The sequence below is a fragment of the Embleya sp. NPDC055664 genome, from assembly GCF_053618075.1.
This window is the reverse complement of the sequence record NZ_JBSHGZ010000028.1, coordinates 90,160-116,739: the sequence shown is the minus strand read 5'-3', so window position 1 is coordinate 116,739 and position 26,580 is coordinate 90,160. Positions and strand designations below refer to the sequence as shown.

Here is a 26,580-nt window from a genome sequence, read left to right as displayed (position 1 = left end):
GCGGGTTCCGGTGTCGCCGCGTGCCGCGTGCCGCGTGCCGCGTGTTCAGCAGCCCGCGTCCGGGTCGATCGTGTTGCGCAGTTCTTCGCCCGCCAGATAGCGGCCGAGGTTGTCCCGGAACAAGCGGAACACCTCGGTGAAGTGTTCGAGGGCCGCGCTGGAGCAGTGCGCGGACAGGTACAGGTTCGGCGCCGTCCACAACGGATCGTCGGCCGGCAGCGGCTCGTGGGCGACCACGTCCAGCGCCGCGCCGCCGAGCCGGCCGCCGCGCAACGCCGCGATCAGGTCCGCTTCGACCACGAACGAACCCCGCCCGACGTTGCAGTAGAACGCGCCCTCGCGCATCGCGGCGAACGCGGCGGCGTTCATCGTGCCCACCGTGTCCGCCGTCTCCGGCGCCGCCGATACCACCGCGTCGCAGCCGGCCAACATCTCGTGCAGGTCGTCCGGGTGGTAGAGCCGATCCACATGCTCGGCGGGCAACTCCACCCGACGCCGCGTCGCGTGCACCCGCATCCCGAACGCCTGTGCTCGGCGGGCGATTTGGGTACCGATCCCGCCCACGCCGATCAGGCCGAGAGTGCGGCCCTGGAGGAGCCCGCCGAACGCCGGCCGCCACCGCCGGGCCCGCTGCGCCGCGTCCAGGTCGCGGTGGCGTTTGACGAAGGCGAGCAGCCGGGCGAGTACGAACTCCGCGATCGGCGCACCGTTGACCCCGGCGGCGGTGGTCAGCCGGATGCGCTCGGTGGGCAGGCCCGCCGAGAGCAGTTGGCCGTTGCCCGCCGCGCAGCTCTGTACCCAGCGCAGGTTCGGCGCCAGCGCCGCCACGTCGAACGGCAGATCGGCAACCAGGGCGATCTCGACCCGGGCCAGGAGGGCCCGTTGCTCGGCGGTCAACTCCGGGGCAAGCGACCGTAGTTCGGGCCGGCTCGCGGCGCCCGGTCGGCCGCGGGCGGTGCGCAGGTTCTCGGGTTCGAGATAGCGGCAGTCCACGATCTCGATGCGCGGATCGAGCGCGCGCACGGCGTCCAGGTCGGCGGCGAGCGCGTGTGCGGGGCGGATGTCCCAGGCCGGGGGGTACATGATGCCGACCACGATGGGCGCCGAGGGGTTCAGGTCGGCCATGCGGAGGTTCCTTCCGGGGCGGCGTGCGGGCCCGATGTGCGTGTGGTGTCCTTCGATACGCCGAGGGTGTGCGTCGCGGCGTGCGTGTTCGCGAGTTGCCGGTCCGGCGTGGTGTCCCATCCGCAGCGCGGCGCGGATGCCCTCGGCGTGGTGTTGCCGGTACGGGCAGTACGTCGGGGTCGTCGCCAGGAGGGTGTCCGGGCCGGCCATGGCGGTGGCGGTCACGTATGCGCCGAGCGCGATCATCGTCACCGCCGCCGGGTTGCCGGTACTCGTGGCCGATTCCGAGGCGGGCACGGGCACCAGGCGGCCGACGGTGGGCGTTGCGCCCGGATCGCACCGGCTGGTGTCGAGTACGAGCAGACCGTCGTTGCGCAACCGCGCGTACACGCCGGCCGCGTGCGCGGGGTGCAGCACCCGGGCCGACCAGGCCGAGCCGATCGTCGGCGGACTCTGTACGGGGGCGTCGCCCAGGACGAGCGTGATGTCGGAGTTGCCGCCGCGCATCATGCCGCCGTACGCCCCGAAGTACAGCGCGTGCCGGGCCTCGACCACCGCCGCCGCGGCCGGCGGTGCGGTGGCGAGTTGGATGCCCCGCCCGCCGATCCCGGTCGGTGGAACCTCGCGTTGCATGCGGTGCCCCTTCGGGTCGGGGTGGCCGATGGAACAGTGACCGCAGGCATGAGAACGTTGTTCCGGATCGTAGGATGCGGCGTTTTGACAGACAAGAGCGTCGGGGATTTCGAAGATCTCTGGGCTCTGTGGGCTCTGTGGGCCCCCCTCGGGGATCGAAGATGGGGTGCCGCCGATGGACGGGATCGAACCGGCGGTGGATTCCCGCGGGTTGGTGGCGGCCAAAGGCGGTCCGCCGTCCGCTGGAGGCGCGGTGGGCGGTGTACGCGCAGGAGGTGCGTCGGCTGGTCGACGCGACCTATCGGGTGGTCGAGCGCACCGGCAGCCTCGATCCCACGATGCGCGACATCCTGCGCGAGTCGGGGTTGTCGAACCAGGCGTTCTGTCGGCACTTCCGGTCCAAGGACGAACCGCTCGTCGCGCTGCTCGACGACGGGCGCCGGCGGATGGCCGCGTATCTGGACCACCGGATGTCGGCGGCCGACGACGTCGCGGGCAAGGTGGTGGTCTGGATCGAGGGCGTGCCGGCGCAGGCCGGCGATCCGGTGGCGGCGGCGCGTACCCGTCCGTTCATGGACCATCAGCACCGGTTGGCCGAGCTGTTCCCGGCCGAGCAACGGGAGTCGGTGGAGGCGATGATCCGGCCCCTGCGCGAGGCGCCGGCGGGGGCGAGGAGGCGGCGACGGTCGGCGACGTGGAGGCCGACACACTCGCGGTGTACCGGCTGACGCCGGCAACCCTGCACAACCACCTGCGCGCGGGCGCCCCGGTCGCACGGCAACACACGGCGCACACGGTGCGGTTCGCGCCGGCGGGGCTGGGACCGGGGGCAGGGTCGGGGCCGGAGTCGTTGTCGGAGTGACCGGTCGGAGGAAGGGGCCCGCTTCGTCGAACTTTCGGCGGCGCGCCCCCGGGATCGTGATCCGGCAGCCGCAACAGCAGCGCGACCCGGCCGGCAGGCGGATCACGCAACGACCAAACGCCCGCCGACGGCCCGCCGCCCGCAGGTCCGCGTACGCCTGCCCACCCTCGACCGGATGCCGCACGAGCATGCCCGTGACCGCCTCGCCCGCGAGACGCCCGCGCGGTCGAGCACGCGGCTCGGCATCGGGCAGAGCAATCAACCACGCCTACCACTCGCGGCGTTTCACCCCGAGCGTCAACGCCCCAGCGCCCCAACCAGACGCGCGGCGGCGACCAGCGCAACGAGAACCCACGGCAGCCACCACCACACCGACCCAGCAGCAGCCCTCGCCCCGCGCGGATAGCCGAGCACGTCGTGGACCACCTCGCCAACCACGCGACCTCACACACATCGCGCCCTCACCACTGGAGCGGCCACAGGAAACGGCCGCCCCGATCGCCGCGCGGCGCAACGCTCGAACGCACGTACGGCGGGACTCCCCGGAAGGTGCACCAGGCGGTGAACTCCGCCCTCGGGCGTGGCCTCCGCGCTTGGCGTAGTCCTCACCGCGAGAGCAGCGCCGGCCGGCCCGACGTCCGCCCTTCGGGCGGGTGAAGCGTCCCCGGCGGGGTGCACAAGCCCTCGAACTCCGACCTGGAAGTGGTCGGACGACACCCCGATGCCGCGCCGCCCGGCGGGACCACGAGCGTCCGTACCATCGTCGCCAATCGCGACCCGGACACCACCGCCTCCCGTCCACGGCCATGGTCACCCTGCCCGAACGCCCGCCCCGCCCCCGCCATCGTCGCGGTCCATCTTCAGAAAATCGCGACCGCGATCCCCCTCCCAGCGCACGAGTTCCCCCACCCGCACCGAGCAGCCGCTCTTTCGCTGCATGCACGTCTACCGTGTCGCGTCATGACAGTCCTGATCATCGGCGGTAGCGGGTTCCTGGGTACCGAATTGGTCCGTCAGGCGGCGGCATCGTCAGAACATGCGACGGCTGCAACCTTCTCCACCCGGCCCGGCAACACCCCAAAAGTGCCGTGGCACGCCCTCGACCTGCGAGACCCCGCCCGCATCGAAGCGCTCATGGCGGAGGTACAACCGCGCGTCGTCATCAACGCAACGAGCGGGGGACCCGATTGGCCAATCACGGCTGAGGGCCCGATCCGCTTGGCGATGGCCACGGTAAAATGCGGCAGCCGCCTGGTTCACGTATCCAGCGACGCGGTGTTCTCCGGCGCCCGCGTGCACTACGACGAGTCCTGTCTCCCCGACCCGCTCACCCCCTACGGCGCGGCGAAAGCCGCGGCGGAGACGGGTATCCGTCTCGTGAACCCGAACGCCGTCATCGCCCGCACCTCGCTGATCATCGGAGACCGGCGGTCGGAACACGTACGCGCGGTGCACGACCTCGCAGCCGGTACTCGAACAGGCGTCCTGTTCACCGACGACATCCGCTGCCCGATCCACGTCACCGACCTGGCCGCCGCCCTCCTGGAACTCGCACACGGCAACCGCTCCGGCATCCACCACCTGGCCGGCCCCGAGGCGATAAGCCGCCACGAACTCGGCACCCTGATCGCCAAACGCGACAACCTCGACCCCACCCGCCTCCCCACAGGCCGCCGAGCCGCCACCACCCTCCCGGGCCCCCTCGACGTCCGCCTCAACAGCCAATCGACCCAAGCAACCCTCCAAACCCACCTACGAGGCGTCTACCAGTTCCTCACAACCCACCCGTAACCACCCCACAAGCCCTCACACAAACCCCCCACCAAGACAGCCAACCAACCAACCAACCGACCTCTTCCCGCCATCCCGCCATCCCGCCATCCCACCCTCGCGCCTCGTCGCACCCACACCAGTGCGTAGAGACTTCCGGGGTTCACATGGCGCAGCGCAGCCGTGTCTCAGCTCCCCCACCCACGGGGGAGCACCCCAGGATCAGGGCCAGTTCGGTTCACCCCCACCCGCGCGGGGACTTCCCGAGCGACGCCGGCCCGCTCCACAAGGTCGTCGGTTCACGCCCCCCACCTGCGTGGGGACTTCATAGACCCTGGTGGCCTCCCGGGCCGCCTCCCGGGCCCGCCCGCCGGTTCACCTCCACCCGTGCGGGGCCGGTGCCGGGCGACTCGAACTTCTACGCGTGGGTGGCGGGATCGTTCGGTTGCATCCCGCCGCTCGTTCGCCGTTTCCTCCCCTGGTTCGCTGGGACTTGCGCGTGTTCGGTGGGGCGGACCGCTCCGGTGGGCGTGGAGTGGGCCCGTCGCCACCATGTGCCGTCCCTCTGCAGGTCGTCGAGAGCTTGAAGCCGTTGTTCGATGTGCTCGAAAAATTCGGCGGGAAGTCTGACGGCGTGGTCGAGGACGTAGTGGGACAGGCCCTCGGGCCACAGATAGGAGCCGTCGGACAGGTCCCGGGATCCGTTGGGACGCGAGCACAGCCTGCACCTGGAGGCGCCCATCCACGACGCGGCGACCTGCCCGTGATCGAGGTAGTCCGCGACCCACGCCCGTTCGGACACGTCCCATTCCGTGTCGACGAGATCGGCGGGATCCGGCAACGAATCATCCTCCGGCGTCACCCAGAACCCCAGCAACACGACCGAACCCGAAGGATGTTCCCGCAACACCGACATCCCCCAAGACTTCCACAACACGCACCGACGAACCGAAGACATCCCGCCTCCGCGGCGCCGACGCTCGCTGCTGCGGGCGCACGAGGCGATGAATCATCCCGCGCCGGCGGGACCGACGCCGAGACCTTCGGCACCACGACTGGTGCCTTCGGAACATCCCCGCGCTCGCGAGGCCGACACTGGACGACCTGGGGTTTTACCAGCCGGGAACAGGGTTTTCACTCGGTTGCATCTTGCTACCCATGCGGCGCCTCCAGTGAGGCGGATCTTCCGCGACACAACGGTAGTTCAGCCGCCGGCCGCGTCGGAGCTCCGACGGGCGACCGATCCGGGCCCACCGCAGATCACAACGATCGGCCCGACTCCGCCCTCGACGCCGGCGCAAGCATCCCGCGCCGCGAACCGAGTTCAACGACAACGCGGTTCGCACACACACCGTCTTCGAGGCGTTCCCTTCGACATGGACCCGCCGCTGAGGTGGATACGTGCACCCAGCGCCGGCCACCCACACCCCGCGCTCACGGGGCCACCTGCCGCACGAGCGCCGTGCGCCCATTCCCGCGCTCGCAGCCGCGACGCGTTGCGGTACGTGGCGGATACCTACGAAGCGGAGCCTCTCCACGTTCGCGGGGCCGACGTCGTCCGCGGCGGCGTTGAGGCATGGGCCGCAGGAACATCCCCACGCGCGGGTCCGACAAAGGATCTGGCTCGGGGGAGAGTACGGGCAGGGAGTAATCCCGGTAAGGCGGTGTCGAGTTCGGTTCGGATTCGGAGGGGTCGGTCCGGACTGTTGGGCCTTCGGGTTTGTTCAGGCGGTGTGAAGGATTCGGAAGCGGTTGGGTTCGGCCGGGTTTCGATCGACGACCTGGGTTGGTGGCCATGCCCATTGCCACACGCTGATGCCGGGAGTGCGGGAGAACCGGATTTGGCCACGGGTGCCTTCGACCGCGACGCGCCGCCAGGACTCGGCGATGCGCGGCCGGTCGGTGCCGTGGGAGCGCAGAATGTCGGCGAGTACGGCGATCGTGTCGTAGCCCTCGAAGGCGACGAAGGACGGCGCCTTGCCCAGCTGTCGGCGGAGATCCGCCTCGACCCTCGCGCCGAGTGGGCTCAGGTGCTCGGGCAGGTAGCGCAGGAACGCGATCGATGCGCCGTCGTTGCCCAGTAGCGAGGCCCACTCGGCGAACTCCGGTTGCCCGGCCGGAGCGCCGATCACGACCTCGGCGAGGCGCTGGTCGCGGCGGACGGACTTGACGATCGACACTGCCGGTTCCGGGTGGCCGACCAGAAGCAGGAGGGCTGTCGCGCGATGGTCGACGAGTGCTTCGCACACGTCCGTGGGGGTGAGCGCGCGCATGTCGAGTTCCATGACGGTGGCGCCGCGGGCAGTGAGGTGGTCCCGCAGGATGGCCGTCCCGGATGCCCAGTAGACACTCGGTTGGGCTGCCAGGGCGATTCGACTGTGGCCTGCCGCGAGGAGGAAGTCCGCGTAGACGCGCCAGCCGTGGGACTGCGCCGGGGCGAGCCGCGCGACCCATTCGGTCGGCCGATCGGTGAGCGCGTCGAGGACCGCCGACGAGCAGAGGAACGGCAGTTCGAGGGCATCGGCCCTGATGGCGGCGGCTCGGGCGACGACGCTGTGATACTCCCCGGCAACGGCGGCCACGCCCAGGGCGGCCAATTCGTCCATGGCCGCCGCGGCCGTTTGCGGATCGGCGGCGGTGTTTCGGATCGCGAGTTCGAGGGGCCTTCCGTTGATCCCGCCGTCGTCGTTGACGTCGCGAACGGCCAGTTCGAGCCCGGTGAGCAAGTGCTGCCCGGCCTCGACCCAGCCTGGCGGGCTCAGCGGGACGAGAGCGCCGATCCGGATGGGTGATCCGCCGGTCGGGCGACCGCCGTTGGTTGTGTCGGCCGGTTCCTGGATGGGCTCGAGACCGTCGGTCGCGTTCATGGACACGGGAGTGTAGGGGGAGCCGTGGAGCGGGGTTCTGCCGGCCGTACGTTGCTTGCCTGGGGGGCTGGCTGTGTGGATCAGGGTGGTGGGTGGCTTTTTGTTTCGGCGTCGGGTCAAGCCGGGCTCGGGAGGGCGGAGAGAAGGGCCGCGGCGGCGCTGTCGAACGGCGCGATGTCACCCGCTGCGCGACAGAGGATGTGGGCGCCTTCGAGTGTGACGATCAAGAGGGTGGCCAGGTCGGTTGCCTTGGATGGACTCATTCCGGCGTGGGTGAGTTTTTCGGTGAGCTCGCCGATCCAGCCGGCGAATCCTTCGGCCGCGACAGTGCGCAGGCTGCCCTGGTCGGCAATGGCCGCACCGCCGTCGATGGTGACGGCCGCGACTGCGCAGCCGCCGCCTTCGGCGGACGCCTGTACCACGGGGCGGACGTTGCCGAGGAACGCCTCCACGACTTCGCGTGGCGTGGTGGCCGGCAGTTCGTGCAGGTGACCGCGGACGTCCTCCGCGTTGCGGCGGGCGGCTTCAAGCGCGAGTTGCTGTTTGCCGCCCGGGAAATGGTGATAGATCGCCCCGCGCGCTGCCCCGCTCTCGGCCAGGACGTCGGTGAAGGACATCGCGGCCAAGCCGTGGCGCTGCAGCAGTGCGATCGCTGCGCCGATCATGCGGGACTTCGTGTCTGCGGCCATCGCGACCCCCTTGACTAGTACGCCCATCCTAGTGCATGTTCACTCACTAGTACGCACGTACTAGTCGTATGGGTGGGGCGGCTCCCCACAATTGGAGGTTCGTGATGGGCAGGACATTTCTCTACACCGAGATCCAGGCGGCAGTGCCGTTCGAGCAGTTCGACTGGCACTCGATCAACGCGGCGCTGAAGACCACGCCGGGCCTGATCCGCAAGACGTGGCTGTCCGGCATCGGTACGCACACGGTCGGAGGCTTCTATGAGTTCGACAGCGCCGAGGACGCCCTGGCCTTCGCTCAGGGCCCGTTCGCCGAAGAGGCCCGTCGAGCCGGAGCCGCGGCAACGACACGACTGTTCGACGGCGACGTCGTCGAAGACGCCAGTGTCGACATGCGCTCGCCGTATTACGCCTGACGCCGCAGGCAGGTCGCCGCCGAGTCGGCTTCGGACACTGCTTTGCTTCCACTGCCGGGCGGCGGCGCCAAGGGAGAGGCATCTCGATGGACATCACGCGGCACCCCGAGAACAGCGTGAGCTGGATCGACCTCGGTACCCCCGACATGGAGACGACGGCGGCGTTCTATACCGCGCTGTTCGGTTGGCACGTCGCCCCACCGGACTCCGGCGGTTACAGGCTCTGCACACTGCGCGGACGTCTCGTCGCCGCCTTGGGGCCGGCCGAGGATGCCGGCGCGCCCTACTGGACGATCAACGTCACCGTGTCGGACATCCAAGCCGTCGCCACCCGCTTTGCCAACCTGGGTGCCCGAATCGTCGTGACACCCACGCCGGTCGGGACGCTCGGCTACGCCGCCGTCACGCTCGATACCGTCGGCGCACCAGTGTCACTGTGGCAGCCCGGCACTCATGACGGCATGCAACTGGCCCGCGAACCAGGCACTTTCGCGGGCATCAGCCTGCTCACCGACCACACCGCGCACGCCGCGGCCTTCTACCGACCGGCCCTGGACTGGAACTTCGACCCTGAGCACTCCGGGTTCCGGTTGCCGGACGACTTCATCGCCGCCACCGGGCCGCCGCCGGGGAAGGCAACGGCGCAGCGATCACTGTGGCTGGTCCGTTTCGCCGGCGACAGCCATGATGGCGGCGCGGAGCAGGCCCGACGGCTAGGTGCGACCGTGGTTCGCCGGGAGCCCGACGGAGATGTGGTCTTGCGCGATCCCACCGGCGCTTTGTTCGGCCTTGGAGGTCCTAACAAATGATGAGTGTGGTGTGACTATCTGCTTGTCGATCGTTGTGTGTGGTGTGCGTGGAGGTGAGTCTCGTCCGTGGGCGGTTTCGGGCGAACTGTGGTTTCTGATCCAGCCGTTGCTGCCCGATCCGGCGCCGAAGGCGGTGCCGGGTCGGCCTCGGCCTCGTGTGCCTGATCGGCGGGCGTTGTGCGGGATTCTGTTCGTGCTGCACACCGGGATCCTGGGAGTTTCTGCCGCAGGAGTTGGGTTTCGGGTCGGGGATGACGTGTTGGCGTCGTCTCGCGGCCTGGAACGAGGGAACGAGGCCGGGGTGTGGGATCGGCTGCATGCGATCCTGCTCGCGAGGCTGCATGCGGCGAAACGGCTCGACTGGTCGCGGCCGTGATCGACACCAGTCACGTCCGGGCCGCCCGAAGGGGCCCGCAAGCGGTCCGAATCCGGTCGATCGCGCACGACCGGGCAGTAGGCACCATGTTCTGGTCGAGGGGTGGGGCATCCCACTCGCGGTGTCCTTGACCGGCGGAAATCGCAACGACGTCATGCAGGTTCTGCCCCTGCTCGCCACGGTGCCCCACGTCCGTGGGCGCGTCGGCCTCGCCATCGGTCCGGCCCGACTCCCTGTACGGCGATCGGGGTTACGGCCACGACAAATACCGCCGCCTTGTGTGGGCGAGGGGTACCAAACTCATGATCGCCCGGCGGGGGCAACTCCGCGGATCCGGCCTCGGAAGCGTGCGTTGGGTCATGGAGTGCACCATTTCGTGGCTGCACGGCTTTCGTCGCCTTCGCATCCGTCGGGAACGATGCGACGACATCCGCGAAGCTCTTCTCGCCATCGCCGTCTTCCTCATCGCCCACCGCCACGTGAAACGCCTTTGTCAGGGCCTCCAAGGACGCCGTAGGAATCACGGCCCCGGTCAACTCCCGTACCGGGGTGGCGCAGCGGGGGCGACGAGGGCTTTCGAGCCGGCTACTTGCCGCCGTCGCGAATCAGGAGCATTCCCAGGTCCCGGGAGCGGGCGCCGCGTACCCACTCGGGGAGGTTGTCGGCGAGCAGCCACTCGACATCGTGGGCGTCGTCCTCGTCCGGGAAGAGGTCGTTGTCGGTGTGGATCCTGTCGGTGTCGAAGGCCGCGAGTTCGAGGTGGATCCGCTCCGACTCGGTCTTCGACGCGAACATGGGGAACGGCCATGGATCCGGGTCCGGGGCCATGCAGGATCCCGACGGGAACGTCCAAGGATGCGCCCACACATCGGCGAGGGTGGTCAAGTCCCAGCCACGGAAGACGCCTTCGAGGCGATCCCAGCCATGTCCCGGCAGGACCACCGATCCCAGCGGTGTGCCGAAGGTCGGGCCGAGGAGTTCCAGAAGCCACCCATAACCGCCCGCACGCCCCGGATCGAGACGGCCGTCGACGATCTCGCGCAGCGCCGTTTCGACTTCGTCGGGGTCGGTGGCACGAAGCAGCCGGTTCCCGGTGTTCAGATCCTCGAACGTTTCCAGGGTCTTCTGCACCGCGACCTCGTCGTTCGAGCCAACCAAGCCGAAGATCACGGCGGCCTCGATTGCGAAAGCGGACACATACTGTTCGGCCACGCCGCCATTGTGCCAACGCCGACCGTCACGGCGTCCGTCGCGTCGCCCGTCACGTCGTCCGTCGGGGCATGGCGCACTCGTGGGGCCACGCCGTGGGTGTGCGATGCGAACGTGCCGCGTTCGTCCGTAGGCTTCGGCGGTGCTCAGGTGCCTGCCTTCGCCGTCTTGGGCGTGGCCACCTGGCCGGGGTGCCGGTGATCGCGGGCAGCGCGTCCGCGTCGTCGCGGGACGGCACCGCGACGCGAACGATGTCGCATCCGGCGGCGGTCACCTCGGCGATCTGCCGGAGTGTGGCGTCGACGTCGACGTCGACGTCGGCGGTCGAGGTGGTGGTCATTGTCTGCACGCTGATCGGCGCGCCGTCGCCGACCGGGACGCGGCCGAGGTCGATGGCGGTCATGCGGGTGCCTCCTGTGCGACTGGGTGCGCCCCTCCCGGTCGCGTGGCACCGCTGTGCGCGACGCGTCGGCCGAGGTGGGATTCGCCGCAGCCTCGCCCGACGGCCGGTACGGCGGCCAATCGAGGCGTGGTCCCTGGTGGCCGGCCGAGTGCTGAAGGTAGGTGCATGTCCCTCCCGGGTTCGAAGTGCGGTACGCCGGGGGCGAGTCGCGGCGCCGTGTGGTGCGGCTTGCCACGTTGTGCCGTGCCACGCCGTGCCGTGCTGGTCGGCGCCGTGTCGTGGCGACGCCGGGACGCGGGTCGGCCGGAGTACCGGTGGGCCGGTCGGGCCCGGTGCGGCTCGATCCGATCCGGTCTGGACCTGCCCCATCCGGCCCGGCTCGCCCCGCCCCACCTCGCGCCCGCAATGACGTATTTATCGAAGTTTCCGACCATCACACGATCCATAAGGCGTGAACCCAGCCCCGGTGACGCACCGATGATCACGCCCGCACGCCGGGTGGTGCGGATACCGACCACGGCGCGATGGAATGCGCCCCGGCGGACACCCCGAGCGCCGGCGGCGCCGATCCCGCGCCTCGCCGACACAGCCGAATCACCTCGACGGTGCCACTTCCCTGAAGCCTTCCCACAGCGAAACTCCAACGGCCGACCAGCGGACGCGAATACGCACATGACGACCTCGAAGGCATCCCCGCCACCCGGTATCCGAGCCGCCGAGGCCACCGCCACCCGGACCCGGATGTTGGCGGCCAGGCACGAACCGTTCACCCCGCGCGGCTACGCGGCCACCACGATGGCTGCCGTCGCGGCCGAGGCAGGGTCCCCGTACAGACGCTCTACTTCACCTTCGCGACCAAGCACACGATCCCGACCGCATTGCTCGACGTGCCGGTGGCCGGCGCCACCGAGCCTGGGTGGCCGAGCCGCCGTCACCGGAGCCGCCCCCAAGGTGCCGCCGCCGCAGGAGGCTTGGCCCTGGGCGGACCGATCCGCGAGGTGGTCCGATCGGCGGCCGTGGTGGATCGGGGGCGGGCCGGGTTGCGGCGGGCCAACGTGGCCCAGCGGCACGCCATACAACTGCGCCTGGCCGAGCCGCCGGCCGCGCCGCCCATCGCCCACACGGCGGTTCACCCACGCGTACACCCGGCCCCACCACACCCCTGACCAGAATCCACCTGGGCGGCGACGTATCCGCGATCCCGGTGAACGCGCCGGGTAAGGGGCCGGCCGCATCCCGCCCCGAACGCCAGGTCACGTACACGATCACGGACCACGGCCTAAGCCAAGCAACAAGTTTGGTAACAGTCCACGCAACCACATCAAGCCACTCGGCATACAACACCTCGACAAAATCCCCGAACTCCACCACCTACCGGAAACCCTGACCCCGACGAGCCTCCGCCTCCACCACAGCCCCGCCCTGAAGCCAGCCGAGCCGAACATGCCATCAGCTGGTCGCGGACGCCGAACACTGCGACGGGCCACGGGCCAAGAGATACGAGCAGAGGCGAACGCGGATCGGCGAGCGTAGATGGGATGAGTGTGGGTGGTGGAGCAAGCAGGAGTAAGCCGTGCGGACCAAACAGAACCACCGGAACCGAGGACGTCCTGACACCCTCAACGCGACCCGTGCCCGTTCACGTCCGTGACACGCAACCGCACGAAGCCTCCACGAACGTCCAGAGTGGCCCATGGCTGCGTTGTACGGTCTGCGTGGGATCTTCAACCCGGCGCGCCCTTGAGTTCCGGTTAGCAGCGCCGTATATACGGCCGCCCTCGGTGACAGTGGGACAGTCCCCGATTGATCCAGTGGACACAGACTGGAATGAGGAAGGAGCCTTGCCGCAACTAAGCCATTTCTGTCACGAAACAATAACGGCTGCAGAAACATGCAGGTCAGCAACGGAAGTCTCCGCGCAGGCGGAGGTGAACCGGCCGGGCGTCTCGGAACCGTCGCGCCGTTCGAGAAGTCTCCGCGCAGGCGGAGGTGAACCGCGAGGCACGCCATGAACCAGCCGTTGATCCTCGAAGTCTCCGCGCAGGCGGAGGTGAACCGGCGACGTACGGCGCGAGCGGATCGCGGGTGTCGAAGTCTCCGCGCAGGCGGAGGTGAACCGAAGGTCGTTTCCGGGCGGGGCGGCCGGGTCGAGAAGTCTCCGCGCAGGCGGAGGTGAACCGACCTCCCACGGATTGCGGCCGTCACACACGATGAAGTCTCCGCGCAGGCGGAGGTGAACCGCTCGGCCACGTCCTCATCCACCATGTCTTCGTGAAGTCTCTCCGCAGGCGGAGGTGAACCGACCTCTGGGACGGCGGAGCACTGGTCTGCGCCGACGTCCGCGCAGGCGGAGGTGAATCGGACGCTCGGGTCAGAGAAATGGCTGCCTGGATGATGTCTCCGCGCAGACGGAGGTGAACCGCCGTACATGGCCGCTGCCGCCGCCACGGGGCCGAAGTCTCCGCGCAGGCGGAGGTGAACCGATGGTTCGCTGGTCCCCGCTCGTCACCGGCCTGGAGTCTCCGTGCAGGCGGAGGTGAATTGTTCTTCTTCGTCGGTCGGCGCGATCGGGACGCGAAGTCTCTGTGTGGGCGGAGGTGAATTGCTGACGGCACCAAACGGGTGCATCGGCGCGGCCGAAGTCTCCATGTGAGTGGGGGTGAACCGGATGTTGGCAAGGTTTGGAGAGGATTACGGCTGAGCCTTCGCGTAGACAGCGGTGGACTGATCGCCGGGATAGGGGTGTTACTGATGTCCCGCGGTTTTCGCGTAGTTGGGGGCCGTTGGCTGGGTGGTGTTGGGGGTTGGCCGGCAGGGTTGGGGTTATGGGTGATGGGGATTTTGGTGGGTTGGCCGATGTTGAGCTTGCTGCCTATGTGGATGCGGAGCGGCTTGGTTGTGGGCCCTCGGTTCGGGAATTGGGTGTGGTTGAGGTTCGGCGGCGGCAGGCGGTGCGGGTTGCCGGGCGGGTGGGCGGGCCTGGGCTTGCTGAGGTTCGGGATGTTGAGGTTGGCCGCCGGAGTGTGAGTGGGGTGGCGCTGGGTGGGTTGACTGGCGTTGATGTGGTGGCGGGTGATGCATCGTTGGTTGCTTCCACGGGGGTTGGGGCTTCTGGCGATGTGGCTGGGGGTGGGTTGGGTTCGGCTGAGGGTTTTGCGGGCTGCGCCGAGGGGGTGGCTTCTGTTCGGGGTCGGCTTTATCGGCCGACTCTTGATGCGGTTCCGCTGGTGGTTTATTTGCATGGCGGGATGTGGAGCATCGGTGGTCTGGAGTCGCATGATCGGCTGTGTCGGCGGCTTGCTGTTGCCGCGCGGGTTGCTGTGTTGGCTGTTGACTATCGGTTGGCGCCCGAACATCCCTGGCCTGCCGGGATCGATGATGCTGTTGCGGCGTTTCGGTGGGCTGCGGAGCATGCGGGTGAGTTGTGCGGTGCGGTTGGGATGCCGGCGATTGCGGGGGACAGTTCCGGCGGGCACTTGGCTGCGCTTGTGTGTTTGCGGATGCGTGATGCGGGTGGGCCGATGCCGGCTTCGCAGTTTCTTGCGTTTCCCAATACCGATTTGACGTTGTCTCGGCCGAGTACGCGGGAGAAGGCGACCGGTTGGGGGCTGACGACGGATGCCGTGGCGTGGGGAGTTGAGAACCTTGTGCCCGATCCTGTTCGGCGTGCCGATCCGGGGGTCAGTCCGCTTTTTGCCGCCGATCTGGCCGGGTTGCCGCCGGCGGTGGTTGTTACCGCCGAGCATGATCCGCTGCGGGATGAGGGGGATGAGTACGCGGATCGCCTGCGTGGTGCTGGGGTTCGGGTTCGGCATCGGCGTGAACTCGGGATGGTTCATGGGTTTTTGACCATGGAGCTTGTTTCGCCGGCGGCGGATGCGGCCGGTGGTCGGTTTTTTGCGGACGTGGCGGATTTTTTGTTGGGCTGAGGAGGGCGGGAGAGCGGGTGGGTGGGAGGGAGGGCGTGAGGGACGTGAGGGCGTGAGCGTGGTGGGGGCTACGGCGGCGATTGGTTGGTCTTGGTGGTTTGGGGTTGTGGTTGCTCCGCACCATCGATCGGGCTGATGTGGGAGGTTGCGCCGGTTCGGGCTTTGGGTGGCGCGGGCGTCCGGGTTCTGACTGGGGCTCCGGTGGGGGTATGGCTGGTTTGTTCGGGCTTGCGGAGTGTCGTTCGTCCCGAATGGGGGTTGCTCCGTGGGGGTCTGGCATGCTGGGTGATGTCCGAGTACCCGTTATGGGGAAGCCAACGGAGGTCCCAGATGAGCCCTGCCCGCCGGGCGGCGGCGCCGCCGTCGAAAGCCAGAGTCGTGGTCGTCATCAACCGCAAGGGTGGTGTCGGCAAGAGCACGATCGCGGTGAATCTGGCCGCTGTTCAGGGTCAGAACTTCACCCCCACCGGGCCGATCGATCCGGATGCCGACGCGCCCGTGGTTGCGTGCGGGATCGACCCCCAGGGGTCGATGGAGGACTGGGCGGACCGGGTTCCCGAGGAACTGCTGCCGTTCGACTACATGTCCACCAAGGGCAAGCCCGGCATGCTGGCCGAGTTGAAGGCCGACCCGAGCGTTGCCCGGATCGTGGTCGACAGCCCCGGCTTCATGGATACCGACCCCGAGGCCGAACTCGCCACCGACCCGCTGGGCCACGGCGCGGCGGCGGACGCGCTGCGCGACATGCTCGAAGTGGCGGACCTGGCGGTGGTACCGATCACGCCGGAGTTCATGAGCTGGTCGCCCAGCGAGTACACGATCGAGCGGGTGCTCAAGCCGCGCGGGATCCCGTACATCGCGGTGGTCAACCTGTGGGACCCGCGCGACGGCGAGACCGACCGGGCGCGGGTCGAGGCGTGGATAGACGAACGCGGATATCCGCGGGCGCGGGAACCGATTCGCAAGTACAAGATCCACGCTCATGCGGCGGAGGGCGGGCTTGTGGTCACCCAATACAAGGAGAGCGGTACCGCGTTGCGTGCCCGAGAGGACTTCTACAAGCTCGCCCTCGCGATCGAGCAGGCGCTCTGATGGGCCGGCAGCGTACCCCCCGGACGGCCGCCGAGCCGCGTCGGCTGCGTACCGCCGCCGACATGGCCAAGGAACTGCCCACGCCGTTCCGGCCGTTGTCGGACAGCCCGGTGCTGATCGACGACGAGCAGCGGCAACTGGCCGCGTGTGAGGCGGCGATCGAGACGTTGCGGGTTGCGTTCTGGGCGGCGGGCAAGGCGCTCCAGATCGTTCGCGACGCGCGGTTGTACCGCACGCGTTACGAGAGCTTCGAGGAGTACTGCCTCGATCGCTGGGACATGCAGCGTAGGTATGCGGACCGGCTGATCCAGGCGTGGCCGATCGCCGAGGCGTTGAGTCCAATTGGACTCAAGGCGGTGAACGAGGCCCAGGTGCGCGAACTGGTCCCGCTGGCGGGGCGGTACGGGAACGAGGCCGCGGTGACGGTGTATCGCACCGTCGCGGAGGCCGAGTTCGTGCCGCTGACCGCGTCGGTGCTGCGGGGTGCGGTCGCCGCCATCGGGGATGCCTTTTCGCCCGCCGCCGCGGTGGAGCAGGTGCGGCGCTATCTCGATTCGCTCGGCATCGAACCCGCGGAGCCCGAGGGCGAGCGGGTGGTCGACTACACGGCCAAGGCCGCGGACACCATCCCGCGCCGCTGGCTGAGCACGCTCGCCCGGCAGGATCGCGCGGCGGCGGTGGCGTACCTCGACGAATTGGAGCGGCAGGTTGCGCAGGCTCGACGGGAGCTTGCGGAGGCGGATGGGGACGTCGGCGACGGGTCGCGGGGCGGGCGGGGCGCGGATGAGGATGCCTTGAGCGCGTAGGGCGGGTGGTTGGCGGTGGGTCGTTGGCGTTGACGGCTGACGGCTGACGGCTGACGGCTGACGTTTGGCTGCCGCGTGGTTGCCGGGCAGTGGCAGTGGGCTGCCCGGTGATGGTTGTTGGGTGGTGGCTGCCGGCGGCGGTGCTTTGGTGAGTCCAATTGGACTCGGTTGGGTTCGCTTGGACTCGCCGGGATTCGGTTGGCCGTCGTTGGGCTTGCTTTGCTTTGGCTGGACTCGTTTGGACTCGCTGGGATTCGGTCGGCTGCGGTTGGGCCGCTGTGGGCGGCCCGGACGATACGTGCTTCCTGCGTGGCCGGAGTTCCTGTGTCCGGAGCGTTGCGGCGGTCGGGATGTCTGTGGCGTCTGATCGGATCGCCCCGGGAACGGGCTTGGTTCGGTAGCCGAATCGCACGTTGCGTCGACCTTCGATCGGATCATCCGCCGGTGATTCGGGCCCTTTCCTGCGGTCGTATCACCCACGGACACGAGCACTTCCCGAATCGGACCCGTGCCTCGCGCGGGACGAAGGAGTTGTCGTACAGATGCTGGACCTCGCGCGCTGGGACTGGTCCCGGGACTGGCCCTACCTGGCCGGAGCCCTCGTCGTGCTCGCGTCGGCCGTCCTGATCGAACGGGCACGCCGCCGGGCCGTCGCCGAGCGGGCCAGGGTCGCCGCGTTGCCCGAAGAGGCCCGGAAGGCGCTGGAGAGCGACCGGGCCGCGACCCGGGATCGACGCGGCCGGCGGGTCGAGGACCTGCTGACGGCGGGCGTCGCGGCCGCTGCGGCGGGCCTGTCGGCGGCGCAGCTGGGCAAGTTCGGTCGGGACGTCATGGGCCTGACCGGGCCGTGGGCGTATCTGCCCTTCGTCGCATTGGACTTCGCCGCGGTGGTCTGCGCGTTGCGGGCTCGGCGGCGGGCCTCGCGGGGCGCGGCGGCGGGGCTGTCCGGGGCGTTGGTGTGGGTACTGGCGCTGTTGTCGGCGTCGATGTCGGCCAGTGAGGGGGCCGGCCTCGGGGAGATGTTCGCGTTGGGCATCTGGGCGCCGATCGCGGCGGTGTTGTGGGAGTTGGGCCTGGCCGAGGAGCGCCACGCCCGGACCGCGCGGGCCGACCGTCGGGTGGGCTGGATCCGCTGGTTGCACCCGATCGAGCGGGTCCTGGTTCTGGCGGAACTGGCGAGCGACGAACACCTCGGCGCGGCCGACGCGACCGAGCGGGTCCGGGAGCGGCGTGCCGCGCGAGCGCTGTACCGGCTGCGCCAGGCCACGGAGGCCAGGGACGGGCGTGCCGGGACGGGTGGGGCGTCGGCGCGGTCGGTACGCGGGATCGACCGCCGGTATCGCCGCGCCGAGGCCTTTGCCCAACGCACCGCGTCCCGGGTGCGGTTGGCCGACGCGGAGGTGGAGGCCGCAGTGCTTCCCCAGCTCCGAGTCCTGGTCGACGTCGGCCGCTTGGCCACGATGACGTGGCCTGCGCCGGGGGCCGCCGACCCGAGAGTGGGTGAAGCCGCGCCGACGCCGAGGATGCCACGGCCGCGTGTGGGTGACACGGACGCGGGCGCGGGCGCCGCGGCGCCGAACGGTGACGGCCGACACGACGATCTCGGCCACGGATCGGCGGTGGTGTCCGCAGGCGGGCCCTTTCGTCACGAGGTAGGCGACGATCGGGGGCGCTTCGGGGCGGTGACGGGCCCGGGCCGGCTGCGTTCGGAGGGCGGGATGTACGCCGCGTCGGACACCGGACACCCGGACGCCGGCGCATCGACGGGCGTGCCTGTGTCCGGTGTCGCGGGTGGCTCGGACGCGCTTGGCGTGACGTCGCGAGGCGTCGCGCATGCACCTCGCGAAGTGCCTGCGGGCGGGTCGGCCGCCTCGGACATCCACGGACGGTCGGCGGGTCGGCCGGGGGAGATGGATGGCCGGATGCCTCTGTCCGGTGTCGCGGTGTCCGATGAGGTGTCCGCCGGTCGGGTGGCCGCTGCGGACATGCGCCGGCGGCCGATGGACGTCGCCGATGTCGTGGCGCCGGGTGCCGAGGGCGGGGGCATCGGCCATGACGCGCCCGCCGGCCGAGCGACCTCGTCGGACATCCGCCGGCAGTCGGCCGACCCCGACGACTCGGCGGTGCGCGATGCCCCGAGGGCCGAGTGGCCGGTGGGGGATGTCGCCGTGGCGGGTGGTGCGGTGCCGGGTGACGTCGTGTCCGGTGGCCCCGTGTCCGGTGCGGCCGATACGCGTCGCGATGTGGTGACCGGATGGCCGACGGAGGCGGCCGGCCGCCACGGGGTGTCCGGTACGCCGCATGGCGAGTCGGACACTCGCCGGCGGCCGGCCGATGGCGTGGCCGGGTCGGTGTGGCCGGAGGAGACGGGTGGTCAGGTGTCGGTGTCCGGTGCGGTCGATGCCGGTGTCGTTGCCGTGGCGCCCGGCGGTGTCGGGGGGCGGCGCCACGTGGCGGCGGATTGGCCGGAGGGTACGGAAGTTCGCCGAGGCCGCTCGGGCGCCGGCGGGCGGCGGGACGTGACGGTCGCGTGGCCGGACTCGGCGGACGGTGGCCGGGACGAGGGTGTCGTGTCGTCGGACCCGGGGCCGGTCGGCGCCACCAAGGGCGCCGGGGCACGGGGGGCTTCGCGGGCGCCTGCCGAGGGCGACTCGCATCACCATACGTCGGCCGCCATCGCGGCCGACGTCACGGATTTGCGTCACCGGGCCGCGGCCGGGTCACCGGGTGAGGCGCATGCTCCCCACGACGGCGACGCGGGCGCGGATCGGGGACGGCGCGCCGACGGCCCGGCCCCGCGTTCCGACGCGCGCCGTGGGTCGACTCGCGCAGACGTGGCCCGGAACGCCGAGGCCGACACCGCGCGCCGCCGGGCCGTGACGCGGCCGACGGTGTCGGACGTACCCCCGGCCGACGCGCCGTCGCCGAGCACGATCCCCGAGCAACGAGCAATCGAGGGCGCGGGGGCCAAGCGCGGGAGCGCCGTTGCCGGCGCCGACGCCGACGCCGCGACCTCGGACACGGCGTCCCCCGCCGTCGAGGCGACGCCCGGATACGACTTCCCGCGCCAGGGCCACGCCGTCGACGGCACCCCGCTCACCAGCGCCGCACGTCGCGACCCCCGGATCCTCGGACTGGTCGCCCTCCTCGCCGCCGAAGCCGACGTCACCGGCGCCGAGGTCGGCCGCCGCCTCGGCGTCAGCAGCCGAACCGGCCAACGCCTCCTCGGCCTGGCCCAGGACGAACTCGACGCCCGCCGCAACCACGCCGACGACCCCGAACTCAGCGACGCCGGCATCTGACACGCATCCAACGTCGAGGTGATGACGGTCCGTTGTCGGCCGTTCGCCGAGGCCCTACCTCGAGGCGCGGAGCGGTGCGCGTTTGTCGCGGTGATCGGCGCCTGATGCCCAGCGGAGCGGAGTGGCTTGCCAGGGTCGCGCGTTGTGGGGCGAGGCTTGGGTGGCGGTGAAGGGGGTGGCTTGCCAGGCACGGTGATGCCCGAGTCGTCGGGATGGGGGCTCACCAGGGTGGCGCGCTGTGGGGCGAGCCCTGAGCCGGGTGGCCTGCTGGGGTTGGACGTTGCTGTGGGGCAGGGCCTGCGTCTCGGCGGAGCGGGGCGGCTTGCCACCGGTGCGCGTTGTGGGGTGGGTCCGGGTCGTTGCGGAGCAGGGCGGCCTGCCAGGGTCGCGCGTTGTCGTGGGATGGGCCCGAGGCGCGTGGGGAGCGGGCGGCTGCCGGAATCGGGCGCTGTGGTCGCGGGGGCCTGAAGGGTAAGTAGGGCGGCTCGGAGTGCCCGGAGTCGTGTTCGCGGCGTTGCTCCTTGTTGGGCGCTTCGCGCCGGCTCGCGAGGGACCGCTTTTCTGCTCCCCCGCTTCGTTCCTCCGCAGAACAGCAGCCCCTTGCTCGGGGTCGGGTGTCCCTCCGCTTCGCTCCGGGCCACCCGACCCAAGCTTTGCGGCTCCGCCGCTCTCCGCGCTGCGCGCGTCGATCCCGGGGGCAGCCCGAGTCGTGGGCGCTGACGCGCCTGGAGAGGGCAGTCTGGAAGGTTCTGTTGCGTGGCGGTCGGCTCCCGGTCGGTGTGCGCGGGCCGGGCCGGTGCGGTAGTCACCGTGAGTGGCCCGACGCGTGGGTGTTGACGTGGTCGGGGCGGCCGGGCAGTTCGTACGGGCCGGGTCTGCGGGTGATGAGCCGGGTGGCGCGCACGAACTACGCACCAGGTCGGATGTATCGACCGTGGTCTCGATGCCAGACTCGGGTGTCGGTTCGGTGCCGAGGTCGGGGGACGAGCGCATGGACGAGGCCGGATGACGAATACGGCGCGAAGGGTCGTCGTGGGGCTCACGGTGGCGGCCGGAATGCTGGTCGGCGCGTGCGGCCTCGGAGACGGTGACGACAAGGACGAAAAGGCGGCGCACCGCTGTGAACCGACGAGTTCCGTCACGGCCGACCTGTTGGCGGTGTTCCCGCAGTTGGGCTCCGTGACCTCCGCCAAGTGGTGCGTCCGGGCCATGGGTACGCCCGATACGGCGCGTGTGACGGTGCCCGGGCCGCACGACTGGGGCTACTACGGCGTCGTTCATCTCGCGGATACCGTCGCCGCAAAAGGGTGGGGGCAGTGGCAGGCGAGCGCCGGGCCGCCGATGGAGGAGATGCCGAGCGCCTTGCGTTCGCTCGTACCCGAACATGGCCGGTGGTCGTACAACGGGGCGGGTGCCTACTTGGATCGTTCCTCCGCGACGATCGTGCTCAGCGGGGCATCCGGATGACGCGCGCGGAGGACCGTGGCGTGGGGGACTTTCGCGTTGGGCGGTTACGGGCCTGCTTGCCGCCCCGTGCCCGCACGAGGCCGCGTCCCGCCCGGTTGCGAAGGTGGGAGCCCCGGCGAGTGAGCAGCGGTGGAGTTCGGTCCCGAGGGGCGGGCCTCGGCGCGGTCGGGTGTCCATCGCTTCGGTAGGGAGGGCACTCGGCCGACGGGGCCGCGCCGTTCGCGAAGTCCTGCGGTTCGTACAGGCAGGTGTGGCCGCGGGCCGCCGTTTGGCTACCGGGCTTCGATGACGGGGCGGACGTTCGCATCCACCGTTGCTGCTTTTCGTGCGGCGGCGCATGCCGTCACACCGCCGGTCGGTTGTCGGTGACGGGTGGGGAAGTGGGTCTGGTTTCCCCAACTTGGCTGTGGCACGATCCGTCACCTCTGGTCGTGGGTGCGTTGTCGTGCCCTCTCGATCCGTCTTCCGAATCCTCGTCCGATGGAGTGAACGCATGTCGATAGCCCATGTGTCCGGCCGGTTCGACGGTAAGACCGCGGTGGTCACCGGAGCCGGGTCGGGGGTCGGGCGGGCCACCACGTTGCGGTTGGCGGCGGAGGGGGCCAACGTGTTCGCGCTGGACATCGCGGCGGCGTCGTTGGCCGAGACCGCCGAGGCGGCGGTCGGGCTTGCGGGCAAGGTGGCCACTCGGGTCACCGACGTGGCGGTACGGGACGAGTGTTTCGCCGCGGTGGCGGCGGCCGTGGCGGAGTTCGGTGGGATCGACGTGCTGGGCAACGTGGCCGGCATCGCGCGGGCCGAGCACGTGCTGGAGGTCACCGAGGCGGACTACCGGCGGATGATGGGCGTCAACATCGACGGCTACTTCTTCATGTGCCAGGCGGCCATCCCACACCTGCTCGAACGGTCCGGCAACGTGGTCAACATCGCGTCCAACGCCGGTGTGATGGGCCTGGCGTACGGCGTCGTCTACACCATGAGCAAGGGCGCCGTGGTCCAGCTGACCCGGTCGCTGGCCTGGGAGTTCGCCAAGCAGCCGCTGCGGGTGAACGCGATCGCGCCGGGCGGTATCGACACCAACCTGGTGGCCAACTACCAGATGCCCGCGGACGTGGACTGGGACCTGGTCGGCCGCGCCATGACGCCGCGCCCGATGGCGCAGCCGGAGGACATCGCGGCGATGTTCTCGTACGTCGCCTCCGAGGAGGCCCGGAACGTACACGGCGCGATCCTGCACAACGACAGCGGCCTGACCGCCGGCTGAGCCGGCGAGACGACGCGGGGGTGACAAGGGGGGACACGGGGGTGACAAGGGGGACACGGGACGACGCGGGACGACACGGGACGACGCGGGACGACGCAGGACGGTTCGACTCGGCATCGGGCGACTCAAGACGATACGACGTGATACGACACGACTTGATGCGACTCGACACCGGACGGCATCACCCCGATCCCGGAGCGCGTCCCGGGAGCGGGTGGAGGGTGGTCCGTCCCGGCGTCGGCAACGTGTCCCCCGGAGCCATCGTCGCAACCAGGGGTTCGTCGACCACGATCCGGAACGTCGCCCGGCCGGAGGCTCCGGATCCACCACGCCGACCAGTGCGATGTCCGGCTCGCCCCGGAGCAGCGCGGTGGGCATCCGCTCCGACGTGTCCTCGGGCAGGGCCGTCTCGACCCCGGGACGGTCGTCGTGTCGTGCGGCGGTGCGGATGAAGTCGGGCTCCTCGACGGCGGCGGCGAAGTATTGCCGCGCTTGCAGCGACCCCCGCGGTGCTCGCGGCCCCCACCACCGCTGAACGTCGCGAACCGGCCGCCGTGTTCGACGGACTCTCCGCCGAGCACACTGGAACTCCCGCTCCCTGTACGCAGGTTGGCGCGTACGCCGAAGTGGTCGCGCACATGTCGGTCGGCTTCCGGTGCTCGTTGGCCCGGCTCGGCCCGGAGGTGGTCAAAGCACGCGGCAGCCTTCACCGCATGACCGACCGCCGCGCTCGCGCCGACGTGGCCGCGCTGTCCACCGACGAGCCCGTCGCGGCGCTGCGGGACAACGTCGAGCACCCGAGGAAGCCGCCGGGCCGCCCCACCCCGGCCCTGGGTCACGACATGGTGCACGGCGGCGCCATCGCCCTGAGCCTCGACCGGCGAGTCCCGAGGGAGTGGCCGCGCTCGCTGCCGGCTGCGATCGGCCCCCGAGGTCTCCGGTTCTCACGGCGGACCCGGCCGGAGTGCCCGGCGCCGGCCGGGAACTCCCCCTCGTCGCCTTCGGCCGCGGGCTTTGGCCGGGCCGACGTCACAACGAGCACCGGGACCGCTTCACCACCACCCGAGACCCGCCGCCTACACACCGTTCGCGCCCGCCACCCCCGCGCACCCCTGGTCTCCGCACGGCGGCGTGGGTCGGAGTTGCGACGGGCGGGGGAGGGGCGAAGAGTTGTTCTTGTCGATCCATGTGCACTGTTCGATACACGTGCACTGTCACGCGTGCACCGTTCGATACATGTGCACCGTCACATGCGCACCGTCGAGGCTCAGGTCTCCGGTGCTTGCAGGCAGCCGCATCGGCGATCGAGCCGACAGCGGCCGAGCCGACAACGGCACAGCAGCAACGTCCCCACTCGACTGGATTCGTCATGTCCAAAACTGCCCGGCGACAGATATCCCGCATCGTAGGCACGTCCTGTCTGGCTGCCGCACTGGCGCTGCCGACCGCCGCCGCGGCCGCCGCACCCCAGGTCGCCTCGCCCGGCCAGGCCACGAGCCGCGTGCCGGCCGACACCCCCGAACCCCCGAACACCCCGCAGGCGCCGGCGTACACACCGCCCCCGCCCAACACCCCGAACACACCCAACGCGCCGAAGACCCCGAATACGCCGAACTCCCCCAACGGGCCGAACCAGCAGAACACGCCGGGGACGCCCAGCGCCCCGGGCGCCCCCTCGTCGGGGCCGCCGAGCACACCCGGTCCGGGCGGATCGTCGCATCCGCCCAATGAGCTGCAACAGGTCGCGCCGCCGGATCCGACGAAGGACCCGGACGGCGCGAAGCGGGAGGTGGAGGCCGAGATCGACAAACTGAACGTCCCGCCGGATGTGAAGCAGAAGCTGAAGGAGGGGCTGAACACGGCGGTGAACGCGATCAAGAATCCGTCCACGTCCCCCGATGACCGGAAGAAGTACGCCGAGGCCGTCTCGGCGATCAATCAAACGCTGAAGCACATCCAGGACCCGACGACATCGGCGCCGGACCGGGCGCTGTACACGAAGGTCGTGCAGGGCGTGAACGAGGCGCTGCGGCGGAGCCAGGACCCGAAGTTGGCCGTGGGGGAGCGAGCCGATTATCTGAGGACCGCGCAGGGTGTGGCCCAGATCATGGTAAGCCTCCAAAGTCCGACCTTCCCGGCGGCCGACCGAGGGTTCACCATCCAGGTCGTGACGCTGATCAGTGACGCGTTGCTCGCCTCCAAAAACCCGACGACGGCGCCGAAGAAGGCGGTGGACCAGCAGCAGATCCAAAAGGTCATCCACACGACCGCGACGGCGGCCACGCAGGCGACCGCGACGCTGCAGGACCCGAACGCGTCGCCGCAGGCCAAGGACGCGGCCCGGCAGACCCTGGCCACGCAGGCCAACGTGCTCCAGAACCCCAAGTATCTGGAGTTCATCAACGAGGTGAAACGCTACAACCCGAGTGCGGAATGCCTCACGACGATCGAAACGCGCACTCGTCAGGCCGGTTGGCCGGACGGATCCCTCTGGGGTCTTGCCGACGACACGTGCCGCGACACGCTGACCGCGGCCGTCGCCGACAGCAGCAGCAAGTGGAACGCGCTGTTCACCTGCGTGCAGCAGAACGCGTTCTCGACCTGTCCGACCTACATTCCCAAGGACTGACCGACTCCCGAGAATCGACCGAAGCGGCTTTCCACGGCCCTGCCGGCTCCAGGCCGGCGGGGCCGTGCCGGCGTTGCGGTGCCGGCTCGGTGCCGGGCGTCGTGGAGCCCGACGGGGGTTCGAAGGCACGCGCTAGGCTCGACGAAATGACCCGAGACTTCCTGCCGCCCGAGCAGTGGTACGAGCAACTGCCCTCCCTCTACGCTGCCGCCTCCGCGCTGATCACCGACGCCGACGACCGGGTCCTGGTGGTCAAACCCAACTATCGGGACTACTGGAACCTGCCCGGCGGCTTCGTCGACCGCAACGAATCACCCCACGACGCCTGCGCGCGCGAACTGCGCGAGGAACTCGGGCTCGATGTCGCCGTCGGCGAGCTGCTGGTGATCGACTGGGTACCCGAACTCGAGCCCCGGCCCCGCCCGTTGACCGGTTGGATGTTCGACGGCGGTACGTTCACCCCCGACCGGATCGCGGCCATCCGGATCCAGGAGGACGAACTCGACGACCACGCGTTCGTCACGGTCGAGCGGGCCGCGGAGCTGCTGCCGAGTACGGTCGCCCCGCGCGTGCCCGCCGCGTTGCGCGCCCGCGCCCAGGGCCGGACGGTATACCTGCCCAGGGACTGAGCGGACCGCCCTCGATCCCCGCCCCAGCACCCTCGCCCCAATGCCCCCCACCCCAAAGCCTGTACACCAACTCCCGCCCCCATGAGGCGAATTCGCCGTTAAGGCCGCATCACCGCCCGCCGACCCGGTACGTTTCGGGCGATGCACCGACGAATCGCGGTCCGTGATTCGCGGCCGTCCGGCACCACGGCTCGGCACCGTTGCCGGGCGTGGCGCCGGATTCGGGTGGGGGCCCGAGTGCTGCACTGCGGGGTGGGGATCGGTGTGCCCCGATGGAGCCGGCCGGGTGCGCTCCATCGTCAGGGA

The 26,580-nt window shown here is 70.1% G+C and carries 17 protein-coding genes, 2 pseudogenes and 1 CRISPR repeat array; of the genes and pseudogenes, 13 read left to right on the top strand and 6 right to left on the bottom strand.

The features are described 5' to 3' along the window. Positions 1-45: 45 nt before the first annotated feature. On the bottom strand, positions 46-1,758 hold the full coding sequence (locus ACWGR4_RS34240) for an NAD(P)-dependent oxidoreductase (RefSeq protein ID WP_452131054.1): 1,713 nt from the start codon (positions 1,756-1,758) through the stop codon (positions 46-48). Positions 1,759-2,018: 260 nt separating this feature from the next. Between ACWGR4_RS34240 and ACWGR4_RS34235 the strand changes: the two genes are divergently transcribed. Next, positions 2,019-2,486, top strand: a complete 468-nt coding sequence (locus ACWGR4_RS34235; protein ID WP_452131055.1) for a TetR family transcriptional regulator — start codon at positions 2,019-2,021, stop codon at positions 2,484-2,486. Positions 2,487-3,580: 1,094 nt separating this feature from the next. Continuing rightward, on the top strand, positions 3,581-4,411 hold the full coding sequence (locus ACWGR4_RS34230; RefSeq protein WP_452131065.1) for an SDR family oxidoreductase: 831 nt from the start codon (positions 3,581-3,583) through the stop codon (positions 4,409-4,411). A gap of 397 nt (positions 4,412-4,808) precedes the next feature. Here ACWGR4_RS34230 and ACWGR4_RS34225 read toward each other — a convergent pair whose 3' ends face one another. The 3 genes from ACWGR4_RS34225 to ACWGR4_RS34215 form a co-directional block, all read right to left on the bottom strand. Further along, positions 4,809-5,231 carry a hypothetical protein gene (locus ACWGR4_RS34225; protein ID WP_452131056.1) on the bottom strand — a complete coding sequence of 141 codons (423 nt, stop codon included), beginning with the start codon at positions 5,229-5,231 and terminating at the stop codon, positions 4,809-4,811. A gap of 883 nt (positions 5,232-6,114) precedes the next feature. Further along, positions 6,115-7,257, bottom strand: a complete 1,143-nt coding sequence (locus ACWGR4_RS34220; protein WP_452131057.1) for an ABC transporter substrate-binding protein — start codon at positions 7,255-7,257, stop codon at positions 6,115-6,117. A gap of 116 nt (positions 7,258-7,373) precedes the next feature. Then, the gene (locus ACWGR4_RS34215; RefSeq protein WP_452131058.1) at positions 7,374-7,946 is read right to left on the bottom strand and encodes a TetR/AcrR family transcriptional regulator; all 573 of its coding nucleotides are present in this window, start codon (positions 7,944-7,946) and stop codon (positions 7,374-7,376) included. Between the two features lie 104 nt (positions 7,947-8,050). Between ACWGR4_RS34215 and ACWGR4_RS34210 the strand changes: the two genes are divergently transcribed. From ACWGR4_RS34210 to ACWGR4_RS34200, 3 genes and pseudogenes are all read left to right on the top strand, one after another. Then, complete coding sequence (locus tag ACWGR4_RS34210) at positions 8,051-8,359, top strand: hypothetical protein (RefSeq protein ID WP_452131059.1); 309 nt, start codon at positions 8,051-8,053, stop codon at positions 8,357-8,359. Between the two features lie 86 nt (positions 8,360-8,445). Then, positions 8,446-9,168 (top strand): VOC family protein, encoded by a 723-nt coding sequence (locus tag ACWGR4_RS34205; protein ID WP_452131060.1) that lies wholly within the window; start codon positions 8,446-8,448, stop codon positions 9,166-9,168. A gap of 43 nt (positions 9,169-9,211) precedes the next feature. Beyond that, positions 9,212-10,035 (top strand): annotated as a pseudogene (locus ACWGR4_RS34200) (IS5 family transposase); the annotation flags it as partial. A 94-nt stretch (positions 10,036-10,129) separates the two neighbouring features. Here ACWGR4_RS34200 and ACWGR4_RS34195 read toward each other — a convergent pair. Together ACWGR4_RS34195 and ACWGR4_RS34190 are read right to left on the bottom strand one after the other, a co-directional pair. Continuing rightward, entirely contained in the window at positions 10,130-10,756 is a 627-nt protein-coding gene (locus tag ACWGR4_RS34195) for a DUF7691 family protein (protein WP_452131061.1), read from the bottom strand. Positions 10,757-10,952: 196 nt separating this feature from the next. After that, positions 10,953-11,156 (bottom strand): annotated as a pseudogene (locus ACWGR4_RS34190) (flavodoxin-dependent (E)-4-hydroxy-3-methylbut-2-enyl-diphosphate synthase); the annotation flags it as partial. Positions 11,157-13,063: 1,907 nt separating this feature from the next. Next, positions 13,064-13,458: a CRISPR direct-repeat array (repeat unit 29 nt; unit sequence GAAGTCTCCGCGCAGGCGGAGGTGAACCG). Positions 13,459-13,981: 523 nt separating this feature from the next. On the opposite strand from ACWGR4_RS34190, the gene ACWGR4_RS34185 reads away from it, so the two are divergent. The 8 genes from ACWGR4_RS34185 (at position 13,982) to ACWGR4_RS34150 (ending at position 26,274) form a co-directional block, all read left to right on the top strand. Next, positions 13,982-15,085: an alpha/beta hydrolase gene (locus tag ACWGR4_RS34185; RefSeq protein ID WP_452131062.1), complete on the top strand. Its 1,104-nt coding sequence runs from the start codon at positions 13,982-13,984 to the stop codon at positions 15,083-15,085. A 330-nt stretch (positions 15,086-15,415) separates the two neighbouring features. Beyond that, a complete protein-coding gene (locus tag ACWGR4_RS34180; RefSeq protein ID WP_452131063.1) occupies positions 15,416-16,177 on the top strand; it encodes a ParA family protein in 762 nt (253 codons plus the stop codon). Further along, positions 16,177-16,983, top strand: a complete 807-nt coding sequence (locus tag ACWGR4_RS34175) for a hypothetical protein (RefSeq protein ID WP_380003992.1) — start codon at positions 16,177-16,179, stop codon at positions 16,981-16,983. Before ACWGR4_RS34180 ends, ACWGR4_RS34175 begins: the two co-directional genes overlap by 1 nt. A gap of 542 nt (positions 16,984-17,525) precedes the next feature. Next, positions 17,526-20,285 carry a hypothetical protein gene (locus ACWGR4_RS34170; protein ID WP_452134292.1) on the top strand — a complete coding sequence of 920 codons (2,760 nt, stop codon included), beginning with the start codon at positions 17,526-17,528 and terminating at the stop codon, positions 20,283-20,285. Between the two features lie 1,056 nt (positions 20,286-21,341). After that, the gene (locus tag ACWGR4_RS34165) at positions 21,342-21,752 is read left to right on the top strand and encodes a hypothetical protein (protein WP_452133939.1); all 411 of its coding nucleotides are present in this window, start codon (positions 21,342-21,344) and stop codon (positions 21,750-21,752) included. A 493-nt stretch (positions 21,753-22,245) separates the two neighbouring features. After that, positions 22,246-23,016: an SDR family NAD(P)-dependent oxidoreductase gene (locus tag ACWGR4_RS34160; protein WP_380003988.1), complete on the top strand. Its 771-nt coding sequence runs from the start codon at positions 22,246-22,248 to the stop codon at positions 23,014-23,016. 1,282 nt (positions 23,017-24,298) lie between these two features. After that, complete coding sequence (locus ACWGR4_RS34155) at positions 24,299-25,645, top strand: hypothetical protein (RefSeq protein ID WP_452133938.1); 1,347 nt, start codon at positions 24,299-24,301, stop codon at positions 25,643-25,645. A 146-nt stretch (positions 25,646-25,791) separates the two neighbouring features. Beyond that, positions 25,792-26,274: an NUDIX domain-containing protein gene (locus ACWGR4_RS34150; protein WP_452133937.1), complete on the top strand. Its 483-nt coding sequence runs from the start codon at positions 25,792-25,794 to the stop codon at positions 26,272-26,274. The last annotated feature ends 306 nt before the right edge of the window (positions 26,275-26,580 follow it).

Excerpts from the sequence above, each read along its gene's own strand:
- ACWGR4_RS34240 (WP_452131054.1), bottom strand. The coding sequence starts at position 1,758 with ATGCAACGCGAGGTTCCACCGACCGGGATCGGCGGGCGGGGCATCCAA.
- ACWGR4_RS34230 (WP_452131065.1), top strand. The coding sequence starts at position 3,581 with ATGACAGTCCTGATCATCGGCGGTAGCGGGTTCCTGGGTACCGAATTG.
- ACWGR4_RS34220 (WP_452131057.1), bottom strand. The coding sequence starts at position 7,257 with ATGAACGCGACCGACGGTCTCGAGCCCATCCAGGAACCGGCCGACACA.
- ACWGR4_RS34215 (WP_452131058.1), bottom strand. The coding sequence starts at position 7,946 with ATGGCCGCAGACACGAAGTCCCGCATGATCGGCGCAGCGATCGCACTG.
- ACWGR4_RS34210 (WP_452131059.1), top strand. The coding sequence starts at position 8,051 with ATGGGCAGGACATTTCTCTACACCGAGATCCAGGCGGCAGTGCCGTTC.
- ACWGR4_RS34205 (WP_452131060.1), top strand. The coding sequence starts at position 8,446 with ATGGACATCACGCGGCACCCCGAGAACAGCGTGAGCTGGATCGACCTC.
- ACWGR4_RS34185 (WP_452131062.1), top strand. The coding sequence starts at position 13,982 with ATGGGTGATGGGGATTTTGGTGGGTTGGCCGATGTTGAGCTTGCTGCC.
- ACWGR4_RS34180 (WP_452131063.1), top strand. The coding sequence starts at position 15,416 with ATGAGCCCTGCCCGCCGGGCGGCGGCGCCGCCGTCGAAAGCCAGAGTC.
- ACWGR4_RS34175 (WP_380003992.1), top strand. The coding sequence starts at position 16,177 with ATGGGCCGGCAGCGTACCCCCCGGACGGCCGCCGAGCCGCGTCGGCTG.
- ACWGR4_RS34170 (WP_452134292.1), top strand. The coding sequence starts at position 17,526 with ATGCTGGACCTCGCGCGCTGGGACTGGTCCCGGGACTGGCCCTACCTG.
- ACWGR4_RS34165 (WP_452133939.1), top strand. The coding sequence starts at position 21,342 with ATGCTGGTCGGCGCGTGCGGCCTCGGAGACGGTGACGACAAGGACGAA.
- ACWGR4_RS34160 (WP_380003988.1), top strand. The coding sequence starts at position 22,246 with ATGTCGATAGCCCATGTGTCCGGCCGGTTCGACGGTAAGACCGCGGTG.
- ACWGR4_RS34150 (WP_452133937.1), top strand. The coding sequence starts at position 25,792 with ATGACCCGAGACTTCCTGCCGCCCGAGCAGTGGTACGAGCAACTGCCC.